Origin of the sequence: Xanthobacter autotrophicus (assembly GCF_005871085.1) — a bacterium.
Classification (GTDB): Bacteria; Pseudomonadota; Alphaproteobacteria; order Rhizobiales; family Xanthobacteraceae; genus Xanthobacter; species Xanthobacter autotrophicus.
Genome location: NZ_VAUP01000042.1, coordinates 1 through 13,426 on the forward strand (window position 1 = coordinate 1; position 13,426 = coordinate 13,426).

Sequence of the window (13,426 nt, forward strand, 5' to 3'; positions counted from 1 at the left end):
TCGCGCCGCCCGTCTCCGCAAGGATCTTCGTGATCGCCGCAGTCAGCGACGTCTTGCCATGATCCACGTGACCGATCGTGCCGATGTTGCAGTGCGGCTTCGAGCGGTTGAACTTCTCTTTGGCCATCGTTCTCTCTCAGTCGGTCAAGCGCCCCGCACGGGCCGCGAAAAAAGCCGCCGTGGGATAGGGGGTTTCTCCTACTTCTGCAAGAGCCACCCGCGATAGGCCTCGGCAAACTTGCGCACGAGGCCAGCCCCCGGATCATTGCCGGACGACGCCTCCACCGCCGAGGCGACCGGGGTCGAAAGCCCGCCCAGCAAGGGAATGGCGACGTTAAGGTCAGGGGAATCAAGCAGGGTCACGCCGTGCTGGTCCACCAGCAGCACCCGCCCGGACAGGGTCGCCACCTGGTCGGTGAAGATGCGCCGCGCCACCGAGGGCACGTCGAAGCGCCGGAGGTCCACCACCATCTTCACCGGCTTCTGCCCGGTGAAGATGGATGCTGTCGCCGATGTCATCTCCTGCTGCATTAGATGCGACGCGCGCGCGAGCGCGAAGGTGGCCATGGCCGGCTCCTCGCGAATGGGGCGCGTTTTGATCCGGTTGATGGTGTCCTGGTCGAGGGCGTGGGCGGCCAGATAGGCCTCCTCCTCCGCCGGCCAGGAGCCAAACGCCTGCGCGCCCTTCACCTCGACGCCGGCGAGGCGGAACTGACCGAGGTCGGCCAGCGAAATGGACGGCGCGGGCAACGACGCGCACGCCGCGAGGGTGACAAGCAGGATCGGCCAGATCAGGAATTGCAGGCGCACGGACTTCCCCCGGAGGTAGGCGGGCCGGAAGCTGCCTCAAAGGAAGCGCAAGCGGAAGTGGAAACTTGCCGAAGGGATATATGCCGGAGGTGCATTGGAGCGGGTGAAGGGAATCGAACCCTCGTATTCAGCTTGGAAGGCTGCTGCTCTACCATTGAGCTACACCCGCGCGTCGCGACGCTTAACACAGCCTTCCGGCGGGCGGAAGACGGGGCCGACGGGGCTGGGGACAAGTCCGGAGGGCGATGGCCCCTCCCCTCGGGAGGCTGGGCGCTTGCAACCGCCTCCGGTACTTCAGGGCGGCCATGGCCGGGGGCGATAGCGATTATGACCTGATGAATTTCCAGACAGGCTGTGAGGGGGAAATCCCTTCGGCAGGCTCTGGAACGGCGGCGGGGCGCCATTTCCGTGAAGGCAGACACCGGCCCGGGACTCTTGCGCCCGCGGACACCTTCAAAGCCTCAGGTGCTGAAACTGGAGGCGGCCAAAAGCCAAATCCGGGCTTGCGCCGGTCTCGTCTCGGCCCGCACGACGGGTGGTGGAGGGGGTTGGATTTGAACCAACGTAGGCAGAGCCAACGGATTTACAGTCCGTCCCCTTTAACCACTCGGGCACCCCTCCATCGACGCCCGTCGCACCGGTTCTTCCCAGCTTGAGGCCGGGAAGGTTTCTTGCCAAGCTGGTGATTCAAGGAATTCCCAGCAGCGCGAAGCCGGCGACGAGCAAGCTCAAATCGCCGTCCGAGGATCGGGGTTATCTGAAAGCTGTGCGCTGAAGTCAACCGGAAATGATGCCGGCGCACACGGCCTGTGGACGGCGCGCCGCCGGTGCCGCACCCCGGCCGGTGCGATCGCTGCCGGCCGGAGCCCGTCGCGCCGCACCCGCCGAGCAACGCTTCTCCGCCAAACGCCCCTTGCGCCCGGCGGCGCGGTCTGACAAAGCCTCCCCATGTCCGACCGTCCGCCCCGCGAACCCCGCCGCCCCGGCTCCCGCCCGCCCTTCACGAGCCGCCCCGGCGCGCCCGGCGCCCCGCGCTGGGCCAAAGGCGGCAGCGGCGGCGGCAACAAGGGCGGGGGCAAGCCGCCGTCCTGGGCGGGGGCGGACGACGTGGCCCTGCTCTATGGCTGGCACACGGTGGCGGAAGCCATCGGCAATCCCAAGCGCCGCTTCCGGCGCCTGCGCGCCACCGAGAACGCCATCCACCGCCTCGCCGAGGAAGGCCTCACCCCGCCGATCCCCCCCGAGATCGTGCGGCCGGGCGACATCGACAAGCTGCTCGGCGCCGACGCGGTGCACCAGGGCCTGCTCGCCGAGGTGGACCACCTGCCCTCCCCACGCCTCAAGGACATCGCCAAGACCGATCTGGTGCTGGTGCTGGACCAGATCACCGACCCGCACAATGTGGGCGCCATCGTGCGCTCGGCGGCGGCGTTCGCGGTCAGCGCCATCGTCACCACCGCCCGCCACAGCCCCGCCGCCACCGGCGTCCTCGCCAAGAGCGCCTCCGGCGGGCTGGAGCATGTGCCCTTCTGCCTGGTGACGAATCTCTCGCGCGCGCTCACGGAACTGAAAGAGAACGGCATGCTGGTGGTGGGCCTCGACAGCGAGGGCCCGGCCGATCTGGAAGACACGCCCATGCGCGCGCCCCTCGCTTTGGTGCTGGGCGCCGAGGGCAAGGGCCTGCGCCAGCTGACCCGCGAGACCTGCGATGTGCTCGCCCGCATCGATCTGCCGGGGGCCATCAAGAGCCTCAACGTGTCCAATGCCGCCGCCCTCTCCCTGGGCATGGCGCGGCGGGTGATGAAGCGCGGCTGACCGCCGAACGCCGGACCCGGCCAAGCATTGGCGGCCGAACATCTTGCAGTGCCGCGAAACTGTTCGCGGCTGCACCTAAGACCAATGACCAATCGTAACTATGCGCGGCCTTCGTCATGGTATTGCCGTGGCGCATCGCGCTTGGGAGCACGCGCCGATTCAGATCGCATGAATCTGGGCGGGTCCGGCTCCTGAGCACGCTGACCGGATCGGTTCAATCCGATCGGACACCGCGCTCTCTTTTGACCAAGTAAAAGCTTTGACCAAGTAAAAGCCTGCCGGAACAGATCCGCACGCCAGAGGCGGACGCGGCGGGCCGACGGAGGAACGCCAAAGGACACCGCCGCATCCCGCGCGCGCGGATTCCTTGCGTTGCGCCGATGCGGCCCGCCTTCCGACAGATCGTGTTCAGTTCGACATCCGCCCCGGCGGAGCCCTGATGCGACGGGAGGGACTTTTCCATGAGCGTGACGACTGCAACGGCGCCCGCCAAGGCGCGTCCCATGAGCCGGGAGGAAAAGAAGGTCATCTTCGCCTCCTCCCTCGGCACTGTATTCGAATGGTACGACTTCTATCTCTACGGCTCGCTCGCGGCCATCATCGGCGCCCAGTTCTTCAGCGCCTATCCGCCGGCGACCCGGGATATCTTCGCCCTGCTGGCCTTCGCCGCCGGCTTCCTGGTGCGCCCGTTCGGCGCCATCGTGTTCGGCCGCGTGGGCGACCTGGTGGGCCGCAAGTATACCTTCCTCGTCACCATCCTGATCATGGGCCTGTCGACCTTCATCGTCGGCATCCTGCCCAATGCCGCCACCATCGGCATTGCCGCGCCCATCATCCTCATCGCGCTGCGCCTGCTCCAGGGCCTCGCGCTCGGTGGTGAATATGGCGGCGCCGCCACCTATGTGGCCGAGCACGCCCCCCACGGCCGCCGCGGCTTCTACACCTCTTGGATCCAGACCACGGCGACGCTGGGCCTGTTCCTGTCGCTCATCATCATCCTCTTCACCCGGACCCTCACCGGCGAGGAGGCCTTCCGCGACTGGGGCTGGCGCATTCCCTTCCTGGTCTCCATCGTGCTGCTCGGCGTTTCGGTCTGGATTCGCCTCCAGCTCTCGGAAAGCCCGACCTTCAAGAAGATGAAGGAAGACGGCACCACCTCCAAGGCGCCGCTGAAGGAAGCATTCGGCCGCTGGTCGAACCTGAAGATCGTGCTGCTCGCCCTGTTCGGCCTCGTCGCTGGCCAGGGCGTGGTGTGGTATACGGGCCAGTTCTATGCCCTGTTCTTCCTGCAATCGATCCTGAAGGTCGATGGCTACACCTCCAACCTGCTGATCGCCTGGTCGCTGGTGTTCGGCACCGGCTTCTTCGTGTTCTTCGGCTGGCTCTCCGACAAGATCGGCCGCAAGCCCATCATCCTGGCCGGCTGCCTGATCGCCGCGGCGAGCTATTTCCCACTGTTCAACATGATCACCTCCTACGCCAACCCGGCGCTGGAGAAAGCGATCCAGAACGTGCGGGTGACGGTGGTGTCCGATCCCGCCAACTGCGGCAGCCTGTTCAACCCCGTCGGCACCCGGATCTATTCCGCCCCGTGCGATATCGCCCGCGACTTCCTCGCGAAGTCCTCGGTGAAATACTCGACGGAAGCAGGCCCCGCCGGCTCACCGGTGCAGCTGAAGGTGAACGACGCCGTGGTGCCCTACACCGCCGACTTCTCGAAGACCGCCATCGCGGCGCTTCAGGCGGCCGGCTACCCCAGTGCGGCGACCAACAAGGACATCGTCAAGATGTCCCATCCGTTCGACATCTTCCAGCCCCGTACGGCGGCGGTGATCGGGCTGCTGTTCATCCTGGTGCTGTTCGTGACCATGGTGTACGGCCCCATCGCGGCAGCGCTGGTGGAACTGTTCCCGGCCAGCATCCGCTACACCTCCATGTCGTTGCCCTACCACATCGGCAACGGCTGGTTCGGCGGCCTTTTGCCGGCCACCGCCTTCGCCATGGTGGCGGCCACCGGCGACATCTACTACGGCCTCTGGTACCCGATCGTGATCGCCCTGATGACTTTCGTCATTGGTCTCCTGTTCGTGCCCGAGACCAAGGATCGCAACATCGATCACTGGCACTGACGCCGGCGCGCGGTTCCCCCGCATCGCGCCCGGCCCGGCAGGACGGCCCCGCCCCAAAAGGCGGGGCCGCTCCTTTTCGGGGATCTTGTGGCGCCGCGGCTGCGCTGCTAGAGCAGAAATACGGCGCCGGATTAGCACAGCGGTAGTGCAGCGGTTTTGTAAACCGAAGGTCGGGGGTTCGATCCCCTCATCCGGCACCATTTGCCCGTCGACTGACGTCGATCACCGTCGCTCTCTTCCAGAAATCAAAGGATTTTTGGGCCATCGGTGTCGGCCGAGGTCGGCCTTGGCCTGTTGGCATGAAGCTATCCGACGATAGATGCCGGGCCCCTCGCCACTACAGCTTGCGGGCCTGGGCCAACGCCCGAATTCCCGCGCGCAGGGCCTTTCCGGTGGGGCCCGTCGGAAGCACATCGACCATATGGATCACGTCAGGCACCTTGAAGCGCTCTGTCCGTCCCTTGCACCAATCGCGAAGCGCGTCGGCGGACGCGGTGCGCCCCGGCTTGAGGACCACGGCGACATGCAGGGCCTCGCCCAGCCGCAGGTCCGGGACGCCCGCACAAAGCACCTGTGCCACCTCGGGGTGCGCCGACAGCATCAGCTCGATCTCGGCCGGAGCGATCTTGTTGCCGCCGCGCGAGATGATCTCCTTGATGCGGCCGACGATTTCGACGAACCCATCAGGACGCTGGCGCGCCACGTCGCCGGTGCGGAAATAACCATCAACAAACGCGGCCTCGGTCAGATCCGGATTGTCCAGATACCCCAGCATGCCGAACGGCGAGCGAACCTGCAGCTCGCCCCGTGGCGCGCCTGCCGGTGCCGTAACGGGGGCAGCGTCATCAGCGGATATGCGGTAGGTGACGCCCCGGGTCGGCAAGCCGATGGAGCCGCGGCCGGACGCAGCATCGCGTGGCGCCAGGCAGAAGTCGCAGGACCCCGTCTCGGTCAGGCCGTAGAGGTCGAAGACACCGGCACCGGGCAACTGGAGGGAGATCTGGCCGGACAAGTGCGCGCCCAGCGCCTCGCCGCCGGTGAGGATGGCACGCAGCGCGGGCGCCTCCATCTCTCCCTCGCCGAACATGGTCCGCAGCATGGAGGGCACGGTGGCCAGCACCGTCGCACCTTGAAGCCGCTGGCGCAGCGCGGCAGGCGAGAACTTGCCCACGAGCACCAACCGCGCTCCCGCCCGGAGCGACAGCAGCGCCACCCACAGGCCGAAGATGAAAATGAGCTGCAGCGGCAGGACGACCGTATCCAGCGGCGACAGCCGCAGAACCTCCTGCAGGGCGTCGAGCTTCGCCGCCAGGCGATCGTGGCCGATCACGACGCCCTTCGGCTTGCCGGTGGAGCCGGATGTGAACACCACCAGCGCCGCGCCCCGCAGCAACGGACGCTCCGGCGGCGGGGCATCGGCCAGGGTGATCAGTTCGCCATCGGCGAGGAGGAAGCGGGGGCGGACCTGTTCAAGCATCGCCGCGCGCGTGGTCTCGGCGGCTGCGGCATGGAGTGGAACCACCACGCCCCCCGCCTGCCAGACGCCGAACAGCGCGGCGAGGTCCGCCACGCGGTTGGCAACGGTCACCACCACCGGCTCGTCGGGCCGGACCCCGGCGGCGCCAAGGCGCGCGGCAAGAACCGCGGCGGCCGATGCAAGGTCCCCCGTCTCCGAGGTGGCGCAGTCATCCTCGACTGCGCCAGTTGCCGTTGAAAGAATGCCGCAGAGTGCGCCTGGCCGTGTGTCCGGGGGCATGGCGATCTCCTCAGGCGTCGCGGGCGGGAAAGCGCGCGTCGCGCCAGGCGATGGCTGCCCTCAGCCCGTCGCGTCGGGCGACATCGAAGAAGGCGATCTTGTCGGGCGAGCCGGCACCCTCGATGGCGAGATCGATCTCCAGCGCGCTTTCCAGCGCCTGCAACATGCCCTGCGTCTCCAGCGCCCGGTTGAGTGCGCGCTTGGTCTCCTTCACCAGGCCAGGATCGATGGCCCCGATGTGCCGGGCGATGCGCAGGGCCTCGGCGTCGAGGCTCTCGGCAGCGACCACACGGTTGATCATGCCGATCTCGGCGGCGCGCCGTGCCGGTACCCGGTCCTCGCCGAGGAGGATGATCTCCTTGGCGATCTTGGGCCCGACGATCCAGGGCAGCAGCATCACCACGATGCCGGCACCGAACTTCAATTCCGGCTCGCCGAAGAAGGCATCCTCGGAGGCGATGGTCATGTCGCAGGCGAGGGCCAGCTCACAGGCACCGGCAAGGCACGGGCCGCGCACCGCCGCGATGGTGGGCTTGGGGCAATGCCAGAACCGCATCACCGTGTCGAAATCCTTGCGCAGCAGCGGGCGCCAGGCATCCACGCCCGCCGGGCGCGCCTCCATCTGCGCCTTCAGGTCGAAGCCGGAGGAGAAGGCGTTGCCGGCTCCGCGCACGATCACCGCCTTCACTTCCGCATCGGCCTCGGCCTCGTCCATGGCGGCATTGATTTCGCCCAGCATCTCCTGATCCAGGGCATTGGTGCGCTCGGGCCGGTTGAGGGTGATGCGGGCGACGCCATGGAGCGTCTCGTAGAGGATCTTGGAATAGGTCATGGGTGCCTCGTCGGGTAACGTCAGCGGCGACCGCCTGCCATGGCTGAAGCCTCGGGTCGCAGCCTGAGGCGGAGCATGGCGAGGACGCCGAGGAAGGGGCCGATGGCCAGCAGGCAGAAGGCGTAGCGCCAGCCGAGCAGATCCACCGCATAGGGCAGCAGATGGATGCTCGCCAGGGTGATGAGGAAGCCGACGCAGGTCTGAACCGTGAGCATGGTGCCCACCAGGCTCCGGTCGGACAATTCGGTGACGGCGGCGGAGAATTGCGCGGAATCGGCGATCACGCTCACGCCCCAGACCAGGGCGACAGGCAGCAGCAGCCAGGGGGAGGCGCCGAAGAGCAGGCCGATGCCCGCCGCGCACAGGCCGCTCACGGCCATGGACAGGGCGGTGACGAGTGTACGGCCGAGACGATCCGCCGCGAACCCGCCGCCGAGCGCGCCCAGCGCGCCGATGGCCACCACCGCGAAGGTGGCGAGACGCGGGTCGAAGGGCGGGGCGTCCCCGTAGCGCATGGCGAAGCTCGCTGCGAAGAAGGCGCCGATCCACGCCCACATGGCGTAGAGTTCCCACATGTGGCCGAAATAGCCGAGGTTGGCGAGCCGCAGCGCCGGCCGGCGGAAGGCATCGAGGGCATTGGACAGGCGCAAGGGCGGCGCCTTGGCTTGGTTGGGCCCCAATTGCGCGAAGCGGATGAGGACCGCGGCGATGAGAGCGCTCGCGGCCGCGCCCGCGACGGGCGCCCGCCAGTCGAGCCCGCCGATGGCCGCCATGGCGTGCGGCGACGCGGAGCCCAGCGTAAGAGCCGCCACCAGCATGCCGATGAGCAGGCCCAGGTCGCCCCGCGCCCAGGTGGCGGCAAGCTTCATTCCCACCGGATAGACACCCGCCATGCACATGCCGGTGACAAAGCGCAGGATCGCCACGGCCGGGTCGGTGGGCTCGAACAGCAGGATTGCGCCGTTGGCCAACGCGGCGACGAGGGCGGACGCCGAGAACAGGGTCCTCAGGTCCGCCCGGTCGGCGAGGGAGAGCAGCGCGCTTAGAAGCGTGCCGGCGACGAAGCCCGCCTGCACGGAACTGGTGAGCAGGGCCTCCTGGAACGGCGACAGGTCCCATTGTGCCCGGATGGCGCCGAGGGAGGCGGTCGTGGCGAACCAGGTCGCCATGGCGGCGACCTCGGCGATCACGAGGATCGCCAGGGAGAAGGCCTTGCCCTTCAGCGGGATGACGGGCTGCGCCGGCGCGCCCACCTCAGCCGGCCTTCTTCAGCATGGGGCAGGTCTCCGGCGACATGGGGCGGAAGGCCTCGGCGCCGGGGATGGTGGCGATGAGCTTGAGATAATCGTAGGGGCCCTTGGAGTCGGCCGGCGCTTTCACCTGCCACAGGTACATGTCGTGAATGGTGCGCCCATCCGCGCGGATCTCGCCCTTGCCGAACAGCGGGTCGTCCGTGGGCATGGCCTTCATCTGCGCCACCACGGCCGCTCCGTCGTGCGCCTTCGCCTTGTCCATGGCGGCGATGGCCTTCATCCAGTGCAGGGTGGAGGCATAGGTGCCGGCCTGGTTCATGGTGGGCATGCGGCCGTTGTTGCGGGCGCCGAAGGCCTTGCCGAAAGCGCGGGTGCCGTCGTTGAGGTCCCAGTAGAAGGCGTTTGTCAGCATCAGGCCCTGTGCCGTCTTGAGGCCGAGGGCGTGGATGTCCGACAGGAAGATGAGCAGGCTCACCAGCTTCTGCTTCTGGGTGAGGCCGAACTCGGCCGCCTGTTTGACGGAATTGATGGTGTCGCCGCCGGAATTGGCCAGCGCCACCACCTTTGCCCCGCTGCCCTGGGCCTGCAGGATGAAGGACGAGAAGTCCGAGGTCTGGAACGGCGCCAGCGCGCGGCCCATCACCTGTCCGCCATTGGCCTTCACCACCTCGGCGGCGTCGCGCTCCAGGGCGTGGCCGAAGGCGTAGTCGGCAGTGAGAAAGTACCAGGACGAGCCGCCCTGCTTGATCATGGCGCGGGCCGTGCCGTTGGCCAGAGCCCAGGTGTCGTAGGTCCAGTGGACCGTGTTGGGCGAGCAGGCCTTGCCGGTGAGGTCCGAGGTGCCGGCACTGGCGACGAGAAAGACCTTGTTCTTGTCGCGGCTGATGTCGGCGACGGCGAGCGCGACCGACGAGGTGGGCACGTCGACGATGGCGTCCACCTTGTCGAGGTCGAACCAGCGCCGGGCGATGGAGGAGCCCACGTCCGCCTTGTTCTGGTGGTCGGCCGCGACCACTTCCACCTTGAAGCCGTGCTTTTCCGGCTTGAAATCCTCCACCGCCATCTGCGCCGCGGTGACGGAACCAGGGCCGGCAATGTCTGAATAGAGGCTCGACTGGTCGTTGAGCACGCCGATGCGGAAGGTGGGAAGGTCTTCCGCATGGGCTGCGACCACGCATGACAGCATGGCCGCCGCGGCAATGGCAGCGCGCATTTTTCTCTCCCTGGCATTGTTCGGCCGCGGCGTCTTCGTCCGCGATCACCCAAACGAAGACGTTCATTCCCCTATTTGTCAAACAAATAATTTTTAGGTTGATTTGACCGTCCACTTCTGAGACCAAGAAGGTGAGACAGGGAGTGCGGGCAAACCAGATGGAACCGACTTACGGCCAGATTGTCACCACCAGCGCCGCCAGCCAGATCGCGGACCAGCTTCAGCAGGCGATCGTGGACGGGCGGCTCAAGGTGGACGAGCGCCTGCCGACCGAAGAGGAACTGGCCGCCCAGTTCGGCGTGTCGCGCCCCACCGTGCGCGAGGCGCTGAAGCGTCTGGCGGCGCGCCACCTCATCCGCTCGCGGCGGGGACCGACCGGCGGCACGTTCGTCACCGGGCCGTCGGCCGAGGATCTGGCGGCCAGCCTCGGCACCTCGGTCACCCTCATGGTGGCGAGCGGCGGCATCACGCTTGAGGAGATGGCCACGGCCCGGCTGGAGATGGAGGCCGTGTGCTGCCGCCTCGCCGCGCAGAACCGCACCGACGCCCATCTTGCGGCGCTGGAGGCGGAGATCGCCCTGCAGAAGACAGCCGCCGTCTCCGACCAGGATTTCTGCGCCTCCGACGTGCGCTTCCATCGGGCAGTGGTGGACGCGGCGGGCAACGCACTGCTGCGCTTCCTCATGAACGCGGTGGTGGAAGCCCTCATGCCGGTGAGCAACATGATCATCTTCCGCGTTCGCGACCGGAAGGAGATCGTCAGCCATCACGAGCGCATGCTCGCGGCCCTGAGGGAGCGGGACGGCGAGGCCGCCGTCGAGGCCCTCGGCGGGCTCGTCCACTACATCCGCGCTCAGTATGCGAAGGCCGACGAGGCCCGCAAAGCCCCTCGCCGTTGACGCCCGTTCGCAGGCATCGGGCTGGATCTGGTGTTTCACAGACAAGACCACAGGGAAACGTCGCATGAGCAACGAAACATTTCGCGCCCTCATGGCGCGAAAGACAGAGGCTGGTCAGTCCATCGCTCTCGAAACCATCACCGAAGCGGATCTGCCCGAGGCGGATGTAACGGTCGATGTCGAATACTCTTCGTTCAACTATAAGGACGGGCTCGCCCTCAAGGGCCTCAGCCGCATCCTGCGTGCCTTGCCCATGGTGCCGGGCATCGACTTTGCCGGCACCGTTCGCTCCAGCGCCTCTCCCGACTTCCAGCCCGGCGACAAGGTGGTGCTCACCGGTTGGGGCGTGGGCGAAAACTGGTCCGGCGGCTTTGCGCAGCGGGCGCGCGTGAAGAGCGAATGGCTGGTGAAACTGCCCGAAGGGCTGTCCAGCCGCCAGGCCATGGCGATCGGCACCGCGGGCCTCACCGCCATGCTCTGCGTGGATGCCCTGCAACGCTACGGCATCGCCGCCGGCGGCAACGTGCTGGTCACGGGCGCGGCGGGTGGTGTGGGCAGTGTCGCGGTGCGCCTGCTCTCGCGCCTCGGGTACAAGGTGAGTGCCCTGACCGGCCGCCGCAGCGAGGAAGACTTCCTGAAGAGCATCGGAGCCGCCGACATCGTCGATCGCGACACCTACGCGGCAGCGGGGAAGCCCCTGCAGGGCGAGCGCTGGCATGGGGCGGTCGACACGGTCGGTGGGCATATCCTTGCCAACGTGCTCGCCTCGACCGTCTATGGCGGCGCGGTGGCCGCCTGCGGCCTCGCCGCATCGACAGACCTGCCGACCACGGTCTTCCCCTTCATCCTGCGGAACGTGGCGCTCCTCGGGGTCGATTCCGTGAATTGTCCCACGCAGCGGCGCGCGCACGCGTGGAAGCGCCTTTCGGAACTGCTTGAGCCGGGCGACCTCGATCTGGTGACGCAGGAAGTCGGCCTCGATGACCTCCCCAAGCTTGCCGATGACATCCTTGCCGGCCGCGTCCGAGGCAGAACAGTGGTCCGTACTTAGGACCGCGCATCTCCACCGACCCGAAAAGACCAGGGGCATGCGGCGCCGGCCATTGCGACGCATGCCCTTCGATCGGCGGCGCGGCCCGCCCCCACAGGGAGGCGGGCTCGAGGGCCCGGGAGGCAAGCTCCCGGACCCTCGGCATCAGTTGAGGCGGGGCTGCTGGGATGTGCCCTTGTACCAGTCGAAAGGCTTGCCCTCGGTGGAGAGCATGATCGACTTCACGTCGAAATGGTCCTCGAAGCTCTCGACGCCGAACTCCCGGCCGATGCCGCTCTCGTCCACGCCACCCCACGGCGAGGCCGGATCGAGGCGATGGTGGTCGTTGATCCAGACGATGCCGGCCTTCACCTTCGCCGCCACCCGGTGGGCGCGGTGCACGTCGCGGGTGCGGATCGCGGCGGCGAGACCGAACGGGCTGTCATTGGCGATGGCCAGGGCTTCCTCCTCGGTATCGAAGGGGATCACCACCGTGAACGGGCCGAACACCTCTTCGCGGGCGATGCGCATCTGCGGCGTCACATCGGCGAACACGGTCGGCTCCACGAAGAAGCCGTTCTCGTGGCCGTCCACGATGCGGCGCTGGCCGCCGGCGACGAGGCGGGCGCCGTCGTCGTGGCCGGCCTGGACGAAGGACAGAACGCGATCAAGCTGGCGCCGGGAAATAACCGGACCGAGCTGGGTCTCGCTGTCGCGCGGGTCGCCGATGCGGATGGCCTTAGCCTTCGCGGCGAGGCGCTCCACGAACGCGTCGTAGATCGTGCGCTGCACCAGGTGCCGCGCCGCGCACACGCAGGTCTGCCCGGCACCGACGAAGGCGCCGAAGGCGGCGTAGTTCACCGCCTGCTCCACATCATAGTCGTCGAACACCATCACCGGCGTCTTGCCGCCCAGTTCCAGGGTCTGGTGGGCGAAGACGCGAGCGGCGGCCGAGCCGGCGATGCGGCCGGCCTCGGTGCCGCCGGTCAGCACCAGCTTGTTGATGTCGTGGTGCTCGGCGAGGAAGCGGCCGGAATTGGCGCCGATGCCGTTGACCACGTTGAACACGCCGGGGGGCAGGCCGTTCTCGCTCATGAGCCGGGCCAGACGCAGCGTGGTCAGCGGGGTATATTCGGACGGCTTCACCACCGTGGTGCAACCGGAGGCCAGCACCGCCGCCAGCGACTTGCACAGGATCATCAGCGGGTGGTTGAAGGGCGTGCAGTTGGCCACCACACCGATGGGGGTGCGGCGGGTGTAGTTGAGGTAGGGCCCTTCCACCGGGATCACCGCGTCGCGCCGGCTCATGGCGAGGCCGGCGAAGTAGCGCAGGAAGTCCGGCAGGCGGCCGAGCTGGGCGCGGGTCTCGTTCACCGGCCGGCCGTTGTTCTGCGTCTCCAGCAAATACAGCTCGGGCAGCGCCGCCTCGAAGGCGTCGGCGATGCGGTTCACCAGCTTCACCCGCTCACGCAGGGCCATGCCGCCCCAGGCGTCGCCAGCGAAGGCGGCACGCGCGCTCTTCACCGCCGCATCCACGTCCTCGCGGGTGCTGTCGGGGATGGTGGCGATCACCGCGCCGGTGGCCGGGTTCCGCACGTCCACGGTGCCGCCGCCGATGCTGTCCACCTCGCGGCCATCGATGAAGTTCCCACGCGCGGCGACCGCGACCTCGGCTTTGACGTTCATGGC

General features: G+C 67.6%; 11 protein-coding genes and 3 tRNA genes. 5 read left to right on the top strand and 9 right to left on the bottom strand.

Going from position 1 to position 13,426, the window contains the following annotated elements; translation table 11 throughout:
* From FBQ73_RS21700 to FBQ73_RS21715, 4 genes are all read right to left on the bottom strand, one after another.
* Window positions 1–127: GTP-binding protein (locus tag FBQ73_RS21700; RefSeq protein ID WP_246089533.1), on the bottom strand; the 127-nt coding region annotated here is incomplete at its 3' end.
* Between the two features lie 71 nt (window positions 128–198).
* The gene (locus tag FBQ73_RS21705) at window positions 199–810 is read right to left on the bottom strand and encodes a hypothetical protein (protein ID WP_138401582.1); all 612 of its coding nucleotides are present in this window, start codon (window positions 808–810) and stop codon (window positions 199–201) included.
* A gap of 95 nt (window positions 811–905) precedes the next feature.
* Window positions 906–979 (bottom strand) — tRNA-Gly (locus tag FBQ73_RS21710).
* Window positions 980–1,346: 367 nt separating this feature from the next.
* Window positions 1,347–1,431: transfer RNA gene (locus FBQ73_RS21715), tRNA-Tyr, on the bottom strand.
* Window positions 1,432–1,758: 327 nt separating this feature from the next.
* Between FBQ73_RS21715 and rlmB the strand changes: the two genes are divergently transcribed.
* The 3 genes from rlmB to FBQ73_RS21730 all read left to right on the top strand — a co-directional run bounded on the left by rlmB (window position 1,759) and on the right by FBQ73_RS21730 (window position 4,954).
* Entirely contained in the window at window positions 1,759–2,625 is an 867-nt protein-coding gene (rlmB, locus tag FBQ73_RS21720) for a 23S rRNA (guanosine(2251)-2'-O)-methyltransferase RlmB (protein ID WP_210236863.1), read from the top strand.
* A 461-nt stretch (window positions 2,626–3,086) separates the two neighbouring features.
* Window positions 3,087–4,754, top strand: a complete 1,668-nt coding sequence (locus tag FBQ73_RS21725; RefSeq protein WP_138401583.1) for an MFS transporter — start codon at window positions 3,087–3,089, stop codon at window positions 4,752–4,754.
* Between the two features lie 125 nt (window positions 4,755–4,879).
* Window positions 4,880–4,954, top strand: a tRNA-Thr gene (locus FBQ73_RS21730).
* Window positions 4,955–5,091: 137 nt separating this feature from the next.
* Here FBQ73_RS21730 and FBQ73_RS21735 read toward each other — a convergent pair.
* Genes FBQ73_RS21735 through FBQ73_RS21750 form a run of 4 tightly spaced genes read right to left on the bottom strand, consistent with a single transcriptional unit; the run spans window position 5,092 to window position 9,808 of the window.
* On the bottom strand, window positions 5,092–6,510 hold the full coding sequence (locus FBQ73_RS21735; RefSeq protein WP_138401584.1) for a class I adenylate-forming enzyme family protein: 1,419 nt from the start codon (window positions 6,508–6,510) through the stop codon (window positions 5,092–5,094).
* A 10-nt stretch (window positions 6,511–6,520) separates the two neighbouring features.
* Window positions 6,521–7,342 (bottom strand): enoyl-CoA hydratase/isomerase family protein, encoded by an 822-nt coding sequence (locus tag FBQ73_RS21740; RefSeq protein WP_138401585.1) that lies wholly within the window; start codon window positions 7,340–7,342, stop codon window positions 6,521–6,523.
* A gap of 20 nt (window positions 7,343–7,362) precedes the next feature.
* Window positions 7,363–8,595 (bottom strand): MFS transporter, encoded by a 1,233-nt coding sequence (locus FBQ73_RS21745; RefSeq protein WP_138401586.1) that lies wholly within the window; start codon window positions 8,593–8,595, stop codon window positions 7,363–7,365.
* A gap of 1 nt (window position 8,596) precedes the next feature.
* Window positions 8,597–9,808 carry an ABC transporter substrate-binding protein gene (locus FBQ73_RS21750; protein WP_138401587.1) on the bottom strand — a complete coding sequence of 404 codons (1,212 nt, stop codon included), beginning with the start codon at window positions 9,806–9,808 and terminating at the stop codon, window positions 8,597–8,599.
* A gap of 158 nt (window positions 9,809–9,966) precedes the next feature.
* On the opposite strand from FBQ73_RS21750, the gene FBQ73_RS21755 reads away from it, so the two are divergent.
* Both FBQ73_RS21755 and acuI read left to right on the top strand, forming a co-directional pair.
* Window positions 9,967–10,707 carry a FadR/GntR family transcriptional regulator gene (locus FBQ73_RS21755; RefSeq protein WP_138401588.1) on the top strand — a complete coding sequence of 247 codons (741 nt, stop codon included), beginning with the start codon at window positions 9,967–9,969 and terminating at the stop codon, window positions 10,705–10,707.
* A gap of 64 nt (window positions 10,708–10,771) precedes the next feature.
* The gene (gene acuI, locus FBQ73_RS21760; protein ID WP_138401589.1) at window positions 10,772–11,758 is read left to right on the top strand and encodes an acrylyl-CoA reductase (NADPH); all 987 of its coding nucleotides are present in this window, start codon (window positions 10,772–10,774) and stop codon (window positions 11,756–11,758) included.
* Window positions 11,759–11,902: 144 nt separating this feature from the next.
* Here the strand turns inward: acuI and FBQ73_RS21765 are convergent, their stop codons facing one another.
* Window positions 11,903–13,423: an aldehyde dehydrogenase gene (locus tag FBQ73_RS21765; protein ID WP_138401590.1), complete on the bottom strand. Its 1,521-nt coding sequence runs from the start codon at window positions 13,421–13,423 to the stop codon at window positions 11,903–11,905.
* Window positions 13,424–13,426 lie beyond the last annotated feature (3 nt).